The organism is Amycolatopsis ruanii, assembly GCF_003385175.1.
Taxonomy (GTDB): Bacteria; Actinomycetota; Actinomycetes; order Mycobacteriales; family Pseudonocardiaceae; genus Amycolatopsis_E; species Amycolatopsis_E thermalba.
In genome coordinates, this window is the sequence record NZ_PQHY01000078.1 from 1 (window position 1) to 12,210 (window position 12,210).

The following is a 12,210-nucleotide window of genomic DNA, read 5'->3' on the forward strand; positions in this document are numbered from 1 at the left end:
GGGGCGGCCGGCCCGCCCCCCGGCGGATCCTCGCGGGCCCAGCGCACCCCGGCGACCCCGTCCCGCGCCGGCCCCACCACGACGACCGGGTCGGCCCCGCCCACCGCGGCGATCACCCGGTGCAGCAAGGGTTTCCCGCCGACCACCAGCATCGGCTTGTCCACACCGGACAGACGGCGAGCGGAACCCCCCGCGAGCACGACGGCGGCCAGGTCGCTCATCAGCCCAGCCTATCCCGGCACCCAAAGACTCCGCATAATTACCTATCTTCCCTCTGGGAGGGCTGTTAAGGTACCGATATGACCGTGATCTACAAGTCCGACACCGGCAAGCGGGAGATCCTCCGCCGCTACGAGCAGGCCCTCGCCGCCTGGCCCGTCCCCGCGGAGCGCCGGCACGTCCCGACCCGCGAGGGCGACACCTTCGTCCTCACCTGCGGCCCCGAAACGGCCCCGCCGCTCGTGCTGCTGCACGGCTCGGGCTCCAACGCGGCGATGTGGGCCGCCGACGTCCCGGTGTGGGCGAAGCACTTCCGCGTCCACGCCGTCGACCTGATCGGCGAACCGGGCCTGTCCGCGCCCGCGCGCCCGCCGCTGGGCTCCCCCGCCTACGCGGCCTGGCTCGACGGCGTCCTGGACCACCTGAACCTGGACCGCGTGGCCATCGCCGGGGCCTCCCTGGGCGGGTGGCTGGCCCTGGACTACGCGACGCGGCGGCCCGAGCGGGTCGAGCGGCTCGCCTTGCTGTGCCCGGGCGGCGTCGGGCGGCAGAAGATCGGATTCCTGCTCAAAGCCCTGTTCTACAAGCCGTTCGGGCAGTGGGGCACCCGCCGGTCGATCAAGGCGGTCGCCGGAGTCGACCCGCGCGAAAACCCCGAGGTCGCCGACTACCTCACGCTGATGTTCACGCACTTCCTTCCCCGCCGGGACCGGCTGCCGGTGTTCGGTGACGCGGCCCTGCGGAAGCTGACCATGCCGGTGCTGGTGATCGTCGGCGGACGCGACGCGATGTTCGACTCCCGCGACACCGCGCGGCGGATCGAGCGCGCCGTGCCGCACGCGACCGTCACCCTGCTGCCCGAGGTCGCGCACTCGATCCTCGGACAGACCCGGCCGGTGCTGGACTTCCTGACTAGCCGACCAGACGGGTCGCGAACGGCATGATGTCGCCGTAGCGCACCCGGGTGACCCGCACGGTCAGCCCGGACTGCGGCGCCTCGATCATCATCCCGTTGCCGAGGTACAGCGCCACGTGGTGGATGCCGCTGCGGCCCCAGAACAGCATGTCCCCGCGCCGCATCTGCGCCAGCGGCACGCGCCGCCCGGACGTGTACTGGTAGCCGCTGTAGTGCGGCAGCGACTTCACCCCGGCGAAGGCGTAGATCATCAGCCCGGAGCAGTCGAACCCGACCTTGCGGTAGTCGCCGTAGGCGTCGGCCACGCCGCCGTCCCGGATGCCGCGCGTGGGGCCGTAGGCGTTGCCGCCGCCCCACGCGTAAGGCATCCCGAGCTGCGACATGGCCCGCGCGATCACCCGCTCGATGACCTGCGACGACGACCCGGACACGGCCGGCGCCGGGGCCGGACGGCCACCCCCGCCCGACGACGCGGACGAGGAGGACGACGACGACGCGATCGCCGCGGCCAGCGCCGCCTGCCGCGCCTGCTCCTCGTCCTCGCGCTGCTTCTGCGCGAGCCAGTCCTCGTAACGCTGCCGCTGCCCCTGCAGCCCGCTGACCCGCTGCTGCGCCTGGTACAGCTGCTGCTCGACCGTCGTCTTCTGCGCGACCAGCTGCGCGTTCTGCGCGGCCTGGCTCTGCTGGGCCTGCACGGCCGCGGCCTGCGCGGAGTCGGCGGTGATCTTGGCCTGCGCGGCCTGGTCCTGCGCCTGCTGGGCCAGCTGCAGGGCCTGGCGGGCGGCGGCGTCCTTGTTGGACTTGTCGGTCTGCGCCTGCTGCATCATCTCCAGCGCGTTGAGCTGGCTGCCGCTGACGGCTTCCAGCAGCTGCGCGCGGGACAGGAGGTCCTTCGGGCTGGAGGCGCCCAGGTAGGCCGAGATCGACCCCATGGTGCTGCCCTGCTGGTAGCTGCTGGAGATGAACGCGTCGAGATTCGCCCGCGCCGCGTCGATCTGGGCCTGGGCGGCGTCGGCCTCGCGTTTGGCCGCGTCGGCGTCGCGCTGCGCCTGATCGGCGGCCTCCTGCGCGGCCTGCAGGTCGACCAGCGCTTTGTTGGCCTCCTCCATGCGCAGCTCGACCGTGCTCTGCAGCTCGGCGAGCCGCGACTCGGCCTCGGCGAGCTGGTTGGTCAGCTGCCCGACCTCGCCGGCCTTGGCGTTCGCGTCCTGCCGGCTCGCGCTGATCTCGGAGTCGCTCGGGTTGGGCGGCGGCGGGGGCACGGCGGTGGCCGGCCCGGTCGCGACCGACACGGCCACGAGCGCCAGTGCGCCGATCCCCATCCAGCGGCGCGCCCTCCGGCCCTGGTCACCCACGCCCTCGACTCCCTCCACGCACACGTCCCCACTGCACCCGAGACTGTGCCACCCGAGTCACTCGCAGACCAGGTGTCACACACTGCACAGCGACAACTTTCACCCCAACCGGGGATCCTCCGGACGTTCCGGTGCGTCCGAGGTGCGTGCAGAGATCGCGGATTGGCCCCGCCGTCGCCGCGCTGGGCCTGGTCCTGGTGGTGGCGGGCACGTTCCTGCCCTGGTTCCGGTCCGGGTCGGTGAGCCGGAGCAGCTACGCGGCGGCCGGGCTGGCCGACCGGCTGGCGCTGCTCGACGACCCGCTCGCCGGCACGGGGCTGCGCGCGTGGGTGGCGGTTCCGGCGCTGGCGGCGGTGTGCCTGGTGCTGCTGGTCTGCGGTCTGGCGCGCACGGGCGCAACGTTGACGGCGATCCTGGCGATTACCGGGGGAACCGTCGCGCTGATCGCCACCGTCCAAGCGGGCGGAACCACGGGCGTGGTCTCCGTCTCCCTGGCCGGGCCGGTGACCACGCTGGGCGGATCCGCCCTCGCGCTGGCCGGCGCGGTCGGCACCTTCATCACGGCGAGAGCAGGTAGGACACGGTGAGCATGCCTCCCCAGGACGGTCAGTGGCCGTACCAGCAGAACCAGTACCCCCAGCAGCCGTACGGGCAGCAGCCCCCGTACCCACAGCAGCAGTACCCACAGCAGCAGTACCCGCAGCAGCCGTACACGCAGCCCTTCCAGCAGCTGCCGCCGCAGCAGCCGCCGAAGAAGGGCCGCCGCGGGCTGATCATCGGGCTGGTGGTCGCGCTGGTCGTGCTGCTCGGCGGCGGCGGGACGTGGTTCGCGCTGTCGCAGCGCGATTCGGTCGCCGCCGGTGCGGCCACCCCCACCGAGGCGGCGCGCAACCTCGCGACCGCGCTGAGCGGCAACGACGTGGTCGGCATGGTCGGCGCCCTCGCGCCGGCCGAGGCGAAGCTGCTCACCGAGCCGATCGGGCAGACCACCGACGAACTCAAGCGGCTGGGCATCCTCAAGCCGGACGCGAACCCGCAGGCCCTGACCGGCATGCAGGTCAAGGCCGAGAACCTGACCTTCGACGAGGCCGCGGCCGAGCAGGTCAACGACCACCTGACGATCACCAAGCTCACCGGCGGCACGATCACGGTGACCGCGGACCCGTCGAAGCTGCCGCTGTCGGACCGGCTGATGGAGCAGATGCCCGCCGGCGAGGGCCCGCAGACCGAGACGATCGACATCGCCGAGGAGGTCGCCGACTCCGGTGAGCCGGTCCGCATCGCGACCGTGAAGGTCGACGGCGAGTGGTACCCGAGCCTGCTCTACACGATGGCCGACTACGCGCTGCGGGACGAGAACGAGCCGTGGCCGACCACCTCCATCCCGGCGCGCGGCGCGAACAGCCCGAACGAGGCCGTCAAGCAGCTCGTGCAGGCCGCGCTGGACGCCGACGTCACGCGCGTCATCGAGCTGCTGCCGCCGGACGAGATGGCCGTCCTGCACGACGCCGGCCCCGCCGCCGCCGCGGCCGCGGCCGAGGACGCCGAGCCCAGCGGCGCGAAGCTGCTCGACCTGCGGACCGAGACCTCCGCGGTGCCCGGCGGCACCCGCGCCACCGTGACCCACGTGCAGATCGAGAGCCCCGCCGGCGAGACCTACACGGTGACGAAGAAGGGCGACTGCTACGAGGCCACCGGCGAGGGCCGCACCGAGGAGCTGTGCGCCGACTTCGTCACCGACAACATCGAGAGCGAGATCGGCTCGTCGGTGCCCGAGGAGGTCACGCAGGTGCTGCGGCACCTGTCCAGCGGCATCCTGGGCCAGGGTCTCGGCGTGGTCACCACCGAGGTCGCCGGCCAGCACTACGTCAGCCCGCTGCGCACGTTCAACGAGCTGGGCCTGACCGTGCTGCGCAGCCTGCAGCCGGAGGACATCGACGCGCTGCTGCGCCTGGCGGAGTAGCGCGAAGGAGATCACACCGCCGCCTGGGCGGGTCGCGTTGAAGTCAAAAAAGGACAAGCGTACTGTTTGGGGCGTGGGAGCCTGCGCCGTCCCCGCGTCTGCGGACGCGAGCCGCGTGCGCCAGACTCGCGACAGACAGACCCGAACCGAACTGACGGCGACGACCCTGCCCAGGGAGTTAGACGTGACCGCACCAGCCAGCAAGGACAGCTTCGGCGCCCGTGACACCTTGAAGGTGGGTGACGCCTCCTACGAGGTGTTCCGCCTGGACAAGGTGTCCGGGTCCGAAAAGCTGCCCTACAGCCTGAAGATCCTGCTCGAAAACCTCCTGCGCACCGAGGACGGCGCGAACATCACCGCCGACCACATCCGCGCGCTGGGCAACTGGGACCCGGCCGCCGATCCGTCGATCGAGATCCAGTTCACCCCGGCCCGCGTGATCATGCAGGACTTCACCGGTGTCCCCTGCGTGGTCGACCTGGCCACCATGCGCGAGGCCGTCACCGACCTCGGCGGCGACCCGGACAAGGTGAACCCGCTCGCCCCGGCCGAGCTGGTCATCGACCACTCGGTGATCATCGACGTGTTCGGCCGCGCGGACGCGTTCGAGCGCAACGTCGAGATCGAGTACGAGCGCAACCGCGAGCGCTACCAGTTCCTGCGCTGGGGCCAGGGCGCCTTCGACGAGTTCAAGGTCGTCCCGCCGGGCACCGGCATCGTGCACCAGGTCAACATCGAGCACCTGGCCCGCACGGTGATGGCCCGGGGCGGCCAGGCCTACCCCGACTCGTGCGTGGGCACCGACTCGCACACCACCATGGTCAACGGCCTGGGCGTGCTGGGCTGGGGCGTCGGCGGCATCGAGGCCGAGGCCGCGATGCTGGGCCAGCCGGTGTCGATGCTGATCCCGCGCGTGGTCGGCTTCAAGCTGACCGGCGAGATCCCGGCCGGCGTGACCGCGACCGACGTGGTGCTGACGATCACCGAGATGCTGCGCCGCCACGGCGTGGTCGGCAAGTTCGTCGAGTTCTACGGCGAGTCGGTCGCGCAGGTACCGCTGGCGAACCGCGCCACCATCGGCAACATGAGCCCGGAGTTCGGCTCGACCGCGGCGATCTTCCCGATCGACGACGAGACGATCCGCTACCTCAAGCTCACCGGCCGCTCGGCCGAGCAGGTCGCGCTGGTCGAGGCCTACGCCAAGGAGCAGGGCCTGTGGCACGACCCGAGCCGCGAGGCGTCCTACTCCGAGTACCTGGAGCTGGACCTGTCGACGGTGGTGCCGTCGATCGCCGGCCCGAAGCGCCCGCAGGACCGCATCGAGCTGACCGACGCCAAGTCCGCGTTCCGCAAGTCGGTGCACGACTACGTCGAGGAGCAGCACCCGACTCCGCACACCAAGGTCGACGAGAAGGTCGAGGAGTCGTTCCCGGCCAGTGACGCGCCGAGCCTGTCCTTCGCCGACGAAGAGGCCGCGCCGGTCGTGGCCTCCGCCGCCAACGGCGCCTCGGGCCGCCCGTCCAAGCCGGTCACGGTGCGTTCGGAAGAGCGTGGCGAGTTCGTGCTGGACCACGGCGCCGTGGTGATCGCCTCGATCACCTCGTGCACCAACACCTCCAACCCGTCGGTGATGCTGGGCGCCGCCCTGCTGGCCCGCAACGCGGTGGAGAAGGGCCTGTCGGTCAAGCCGTGGGTCAAGACGTCGATGGCGCCGGGCTCGCAGGTCGTCACCGACTACTACGAGAAGGCCGGCCTGTGGCCGTACCTGGAGAAGCTGGGCTACCACCTGGTCGGCTACGGCTGCACCACCTGCATCGGCAACTCCGGCCCGCTGCCCGAGGAGATCTCGGCCGCGGTGCAGGAGAACGACCTGACGGTCGTGTCGGTGCTGTCCGGCAACCGGAACTTCGAGGGCCGCATCAACCCGGACGTCAAGATGAACTACCTGGCGTCCCCGCCGCTGGTCATCGCCTACGCGCTGGCCGGCACGATGGACTTCGACTTCGAGGAGCAGCCGCTCGGGCAGGACTCGGACGGCAACGACGTGTTCCTGCGCGACATCTGGCCGTCGCCGCAGGAGATCCAGCAGACCATCGACTCGGCGATCACGCAGGAGATGTTCACCAAGGACTACGCCGACGTGTTCGACGGCGGGGAGCGCTGGAAGTCGCTGCCCACCCCGGAGGGCAAGACCTTCGCCTGGGACCCGGAGTCGACCTACGTGCGCAAGCCCCCGTACTTCGAGGGCATGCAGGCCGACCCGGAGCCGGTCACGGACATGACGGGCGCCCGCGTGCTGGCGAAGCTGGGCGACTCGGTGACCACCGACCACATCTCCCCCGCCGGTGCCATCAAGGCGGACTCGCCGGCCGGGAAGTACCTGGCCGAGCACGGGGTGGACCGCAAGGACTTCAACTCCTACGGCTCCCGGCGCGGGAACCACGAGGTGATGATCCGCGGCACCTTCGCCAACATCCGGCTGCGCAACCAGCTGCTGGACGACGTGCAGGGCGGCTACACCCGCGACTTCACGCAGGAGGGCGGCCCGCAGGCGTTCATCTACGACGCCGCGCAGAACTACGCCGAGGCCGGCATCCCGCTGGTCGTGCTCGGCGGCAAGGAGTACGGCTCGGGGTCGTCGCGGGACTGGGCCGCCAAGGGCACCCGGCTGCTCGGCGTGCGCGCCGTGATCGCCGAGTCGTTCGAGCGGATCCACCGGTCCAACCTGATCGGCATGGGGGTCATCCCGCTGCAGTTCCCGGCGGGCGAGTCGGCCTCGTCGCTGGGGCTGGACGGCACCGAGACGTTCGACTTCGAGGGCATCACGAAGCTCAACGAGGGCGAGACGCCGCGGACGGTCAAGGTGACCGCGACGAAGCAGGACGGCACCAAGGTGGAGTTCGACGCCGTGGTCCGGATCGACACCCCGGGTGAGGCGGACTACTACCGCAACGGCGGCATCCTGCAGTACGTGCTGCGCAAGATGACCCGCGCCTGACGGTTCGCCGGCGAGAAGCGCCGCGAGTCCCCTGTGGACTCGCGGCGTTTTTTCGTCGTGCCCGGCTCCGCCGGACGGGCCGGCGGCGCTGCGGAATGCGGTGGACGTGTGGTGCGTTCGCACCGTATAAGTGGTTCGGCTGTGTTCGCCCGCCCTGCTGGGGGATGGGGTGCGGCCGTTCCGGCGGCGCCGACGCCGCGACCCCGACCACTCGTTCCTGTGAGGTGCATCCATGGCCGCCCCCGCGACCACTCCGACCGACGCCGTCCACGAGGCGCCGCCGCGGTCCGGGCTGCTCATCGGTGTCCTGGTCGTCTCCGCGTTCGTGATGATCCTGAACGAGACGATCCTCAGCGTCGCGCTGCGTGACCTCACCGCCGACCTCGCCGTCTCCACCACCACGGTGCAGTGGCTGACCAGCGGGTTCCTGCTGACCATGGCGGTGGTCATCCCGACCACCGGGTTCCTGCTCGAACGGTTCACCCCGCGCCAGGTGTTCCTCGCGTCGCTGACCCTGTTCAGCGTGGGCACCGCGATCAGCGGCCTGGCGCCGGGCTTCGGCATGCTGCTGGCCGGGCGCGTGGTGCAGGCGTGCGGCACCGCCGTGATGCTGCCGCTGCTGATGACGTCGGTGATGCGCCTGGTGCCGCCGCACAAGCGCGGCGCGACCATGGGCACGATCACCATCGTGATCGCCGTGGCCCCGGCCATCGGGCCCACCATCGGCGGCGCGGTGCTGGCGTCGCTGGGCTGGCGCTGGATGTTCTGGATCGTGCTGCCGCTGGCGCTGGCCGCACTGGCGATCGGCGCGGGCTGGTTCCGCCTGGACAGCGCCACCCGCAAGGTGCCGCTGGACATCCCGTCGGTGCTGCTGTCCGCCCTCGGGTTCGGCGGCGTGCTCTACGGCCTGGCCGGCATCGGCGAGGGCGGCGGGCACGCCCCGGTGCCGCCGTGGCTCACGATCGCCGTCGGGCTCGCCCTGCTCGCCGTGTTCACCTGGCGGCAGACCCGGCTGCAGCGCGCGGACCGGGCGCTGCTGGACCTGCGGCCGTTCACCCACCGCAGCTTCGTCGTGGCGCTGGTGCTGGCCGCGCTGCTGTTCGTGTGCCTGCTCGGGGTCGCCTCGATCATGCTGCCGCTGTACCTGCAGACCGTGCTGCACACCAGCACGTTCGTCAGCGGGCTGGCGGTGCTGCCCGGCGGCCTGACGCTCGGCCTGCTCGGCCGCCCGGTCGGGGCGCTGTTCGACCGGTTCGGCGCCCGGCCGCTGGTGATCCCCGGCGCGGCGGCGCTGGCGGTGTCGATGTGGCTGCGCGTGCTGCTCGGGCCGGGGTCGCCGCTGGCCGCGGTGATCGTCATCCACGTGCTGCTGATGGCGGGCCTCGGCTTCATGATGACCCCGCTGATGACCGAGGCGCTGGGTGTGCTGCCGGACCACCTGTACTCGCACGGCAGCGCGATCCTGGCGACCGTGCAGCAGGTCGCGGGCGCGTTCGGCACCGCGGTGTTCGTCAGCGTGGCCACGCTCGGCAGCGCCGACCCGGCCGGCAAGCCTGGCGCCACCGGCCTGCGCACGGCGTTCCTGGTGGCCGGTGTCGTCGGGGTGCTCGCCCTGGTGACCGCGTTGTTCGTCCGCAGGCCCACCCCGGCGGAGCCCGTGGCTCAGTAGCCGCGGGCGATCCACTCCGCCAGGTGCGGGGCTTCGGCGCCGATGGTGGTGCCGTCGCCGTGGCCGGTGTGCACGCGGGTGTCCTCGGGCAGGCTGAACAGCCGCTCCCGGATCGAGCCGATGATCGTCGGGAAGTCGGAGAACGAGCGGCCCGTGGCGCCCGGCCCGCCGGCGAACAGGGTGTCGCCGGTGAACAGCGCCTTCGCCTCGGGCAGGTGCAGGCACACCGAACCGGGCGAGTGGCCCGGCGTGTGGAGCAGCTCGATCTCGGTGCCGGCGACGGCGACGCGCTGACCGTCGTCGGCCTTCCAGAACGCCTGCCCGGCGTGGGTCATGTCCCACAGCTGCTGGTCGGCCGGGTGCAGGATCACCGGCGCGTACAGCTGCTCGCCCAGCTGCGGGGCGAAGGTGACGTGGTCGTTGTGGCCGTGGGTGCAGATCACCGCGACCACCTTGCGCCCGGCCACGGCCTCCACGATCGGCTTGTCGTCGTGGGCGGCGTCGACCACCACCACCTCGTGGTCGTCGCCGATCAGCCAGACGTTGTTGTCGACCTCCCAGCTGCCGCCGTCGAGTTCGAAGACGCCGGAGGTGACGACCCGGTCGATGCGGAAGCTCACCAGACCACCACCGAGCGCAGCACTTCACCGGCGTGCATCGTGTGGAAGGCCTTCTCGACGTCGTCCAGCGCGATGCGCTCGGTGACGAACCTGTCCAGCGGCAGCCTGCCCTGCAGGTACAGGTCGATCAGCACCGGGAAGTCGCGCTCGGGCAGGCAGTCGCCGTACCAGGACGACTTCAGCGCGCCGCCGCGGGAGAAGAAGTCGAGCAGCGGCATCTCCAGCCGCATGTCCGGGGTCGGCACGCCGACCAGCACCACCGTGCCCGCGAGGTCGCGCGCGTAGAAGGCCTGCTTCCAGGTTTCCGGGCGGCCCACCGCGTCGATGACGACGTCGGCGCCGAACCCGCCGGTCAGGGCCTGGACCGCCTCGACGACGTCGGCGTCGGTGGCGTTGACCGTGTGCGTGGCGCCCAGTTCGACCGCCCAGTCGAGCTTCTTCGCGTCCCGGTCCACCGCGATGATCTTGCTGGCCCCGGCCAGGCGGGCCCCGGCGATCGCGGCCGCGGCGACGCCGCCGCAGCCGATGACCGCGACGGAGTCGCCGCGGCTCACCGCGCCGGTGTTGACCGCCGCGCCCAGGCCGGCCATGACGCCGCAGCCGAGCAGCCCGGCGACCGCGGGGTCGGCGGCGGGGTCGACCTTGGTGCACTGCCCCGCGTGCACGAGCGTCTTGTCCGCGAACGCGCCGATGCCCAGCGCCGGGGTCAGCTCGGTGCCGTCGGTCAGCGTCATCTTCTGGGTGGCGTTGAAGGTGCTGAAGCAGTACTGCGGGCGGCCGCGCTTGCAGGCGCGGCACTGGCCGCACACGGCGCGCCAGTTGAGGACGACGTAGTCGCCCGGCTGGACGGAGTCGACGCCCTCGCCGACGCTTTCGACGGTGCCGGCGGCCTCGTGGCCGAGCAGGAACGGGAACTCGTCGTTGATGCCGCCCTCGCGGTAGGTCAGGTCGGTGTGGCACACCCCGCACGCGGCGATCGCGACCACGACCTCACCGGGGCCGGGATCGGGGATCACGATGTCGGTGAGCTCGACCGGAGCTCCCTTCGAGCGGGCGATCACGCCGCGGACCGTCTGTGGCATCGGCTGTTCCTTTCGGTGGAGAAGCATGCGCGGTGACGCATACCGTTGGCGACGGTAACCCCGATGAGCGCCGGCGCGACCTGGCCGTCGGACCAGTAAAACCTCGACCTCCGGCTAGAGTGGCCGGATGGATGCCGTGTCGGGTCTGGTGGCGCTGCGGGAGGTCGTGGACGGGCCGTTGCACGAGATCGCCCGGCGCCTGTCGCGGTTGCTGTCCGAGCGGTGGCCGCACACCGCGCTGGTCATCTTCACCCGGGAGTGCACCGGGCGGCCGCGGAAGGTGGCCGGTGCGACGGAGATGATCAACAAGGTCACCATCGGCGAGCTGGAGGCGCTGAAGGCGGCGGTCGAGCCCGGCCGTCCGGTGAGCACGACCGCGTCGATCGCGGGCGCGGCGCGGACGGTGTGGGTGGTGCGCGATCCGGCCGGCACGCTGCTGGTGCTGGTCCCCCGCGCGGCGCGGCGGCGGCTGCCCGAGCCGGAGCTGCTGGCCGCGATCTTCGGCCTGGTGGTGACGTCGATCAGCCAGCAGGTCGCCCAGGCCAGCCCGGACTACCTGGCCGAGTCGCGCGCGGCCTCCAGCGAGCGGGAGCGGACGATCGCCGAGCTGGCGGCCGCGCACGAGGCGGCGCTGGTGACGATCCTGACCACGCTGCGGTCCAGCGCGCTGGACGACGGCCGTGCCCGGCTGGCGGCGGCGGACTCGGCGTCGGCGGCGCTGCTGGCGTTGCGGTCGGCGCAGAAGTCGGAGCAGGCGCTGTCCGAGGAGCCGGCGCCGGAGGCGTTCGCCCGGCTGCGGGAGGACATCCGGCGGATGCTGCGCCACCACGAGGCGCCGATCGAGTTCGTCGCCCCGGCCGGCGGGTCGCTGCCGGGCGAGATCGCCTACGCCGCCCGGGCGATGACGCGGACCGCGGTGCTGGCGTTCACCGCCCAGCCCGGGCTGGCGCGGCTGCGGATCGCCTGGTCCGGCGACGGTTCGGGGCTGGTGGTCGACGTGCGGGACCAGGGGTCCGGGGAGCTGGACGCCGAGGGGCTGCGCCGCGGCCTGCAGGGCCGGGCGCGCACGCTGGGCGCCACGGTGGACATCGACGCCGCCCCGGGCTGGGGAAGCCGCGTCACGATCTCGCTGCCGCTCGCCCCGCCGGCCGAGTCCTCGGGCGAGACGCGGCTGACGAACCTCAACCGCCGCGAGCGGGAGGTGCTGACGCTGCTCGCGCAGGGCAAACGCAACAAGGCGATCGCGGCGGAGCTGGGCGTCACCGAGAGCACGGTGAAGTTCCACGTCACCGGGGTGCTGCAGAAGCTGGAGGTGAGCTCCCGCGGCGAGGCGGCGGCGCTGGCGCTGAGCGCGGGCTTGAAGTAACGCCCGCCGCGCCCGCGAGGGA

The 12,210-nt window shown here is 72.0% G+C and carries 10 protein-coding genes; 6 read left to right on the forward strand and 4 right to left on the reverse strand.

Going from position 1 to position 12,210, the window contains the following annotated elements:
- Positions 1-221, reverse strand: a 221-nt coding sequence (gene mobA / locus D0D28_RS29400; protein ID WP_162831232.1) for a molybdenum cofactor guanylyltransferase, incomplete at its 3' end; no start/stop codon positions are given.
- A 78-nt stretch (positions 222-299) separates the two neighbouring features.
- Here mobA and D0D28_RS29405 point away from each other — a divergent pair.
- Positions 300-1,163 carry an alpha/beta fold hydrolase gene (locus tag D0D28_RS29405; RefSeq protein WP_094002873.1) on the forward strand — a complete coding sequence of 288 codons (864 nt, stop codon included), beginning with the start codon at positions 300-302 and terminating at the stop codon, positions 1,161-1,163.
- Here the strand turns inward: D0D28_RS29405 and D0D28_RS29410 are convergent.
- Positions 1,132-2,457: an NlpC/P60 family protein gene (locus tag D0D28_RS29410; RefSeq protein WP_162831233.1), complete on the reverse strand. Its 1,326-nt coding sequence runs from the start codon at positions 2,455-2,457 to the stop codon at positions 1,132-1,134. The two genes, D0D28_RS29405 and D0D28_RS29410, sit on opposite strands and share 32 nt — an antisense overlap.
- Positions 2,458-2,636: 179 nt before the next feature.
- On the opposite strand from D0D28_RS29410, the gene D0D28_RS29415 reads away from it, so the two are divergent.
- From D0D28_RS29415 to D0D28_RS29430, 4 genes are all read left to right on the forward strand, one after another.
- The gene (locus D0D28_RS29415) at positions 2,637-3,077 is read left to right on the forward strand and encodes a hypothetical protein (protein ID WP_094002871.1); all 441 of its coding nucleotides are present in this window, start codon (positions 2,637-2,639) and stop codon (positions 3,075-3,077) included.
- 2 nt (positions 3,078-3,079) lie between these two features.
- The gene (locus tag D0D28_RS29420; RefSeq protein ID WP_240323407.1) at positions 3,080-4,453 is read left to right on the forward strand and encodes a flagellar basal body protein FliL; all 1,374 of its coding nucleotides are present in this window, start codon (positions 3,080-3,082) and stop codon (positions 4,451-4,453) included.
- A 184-nt stretch (positions 4,454-4,637) separates the two neighbouring features.
- Entirely contained in the window at positions 4,638-7,451 is a 2,814-nt protein-coding gene (locus D0D28_RS29425) for an aconitate hydratase (RefSeq protein WP_116114228.1), read from the forward strand.
- Positions 7,452-7,683: 232 nt separating this feature from the next.
- Positions 7,684-9,120, forward strand: coding sequence for a DHA2 family efflux MFS transporter permease subunit (locus tag D0D28_RS29430; RefSeq protein ID WP_116114230.1), 1,437 nt, complete (start codon positions 7,684-7,686; stop codon positions 9,118-9,120).
- Here D0D28_RS29430 and D0D28_RS29435 read toward each other — a convergent pair.
- Together D0D28_RS29435 and D0D28_RS29440 are read right to left on the reverse strand one after the other, a co-directional pair.
- Positions 9,114-9,740, reverse strand: a complete 627-nt coding sequence (locus D0D28_RS29435) for an MBL fold metallo-hydrolase (protein WP_094002867.1) — start codon at positions 9,738-9,740, stop codon at positions 9,114-9,116. The two genes, D0D28_RS29430 and D0D28_RS29435, sit on opposite strands and share 7 nt — an antisense overlap.
- Positions 9,737-10,822: an S-(hydroxymethyl)mycothiol dehydrogenase gene (locus tag D0D28_RS29440; RefSeq protein WP_116114232.1), complete on the reverse strand. Its 1,086-nt coding sequence runs from the start codon at positions 10,820-10,822 to the stop codon at positions 9,737-9,739. The genes D0D28_RS29435 and D0D28_RS29440 overlap by 4 nt, the downstream gene beginning before the upstream one ends.
- 127 nt (positions 10,823-10,949) lie before the next feature.
- Here D0D28_RS29440 and D0D28_RS29445 point away from each other — a divergent pair, with 127 nt between their 5' ends.
- The gene (locus tag D0D28_RS29445; protein WP_094002865.1) at positions 10,950-12,188 is read left to right on the forward strand and encodes a helix-turn-helix transcriptional regulator; all 1,239 of its coding nucleotides are present in this window, start codon (positions 10,950-10,952) and stop codon (positions 12,186-12,188) included.
- Positions 12,189-12,210: the final 22 nt, after the last annotated feature.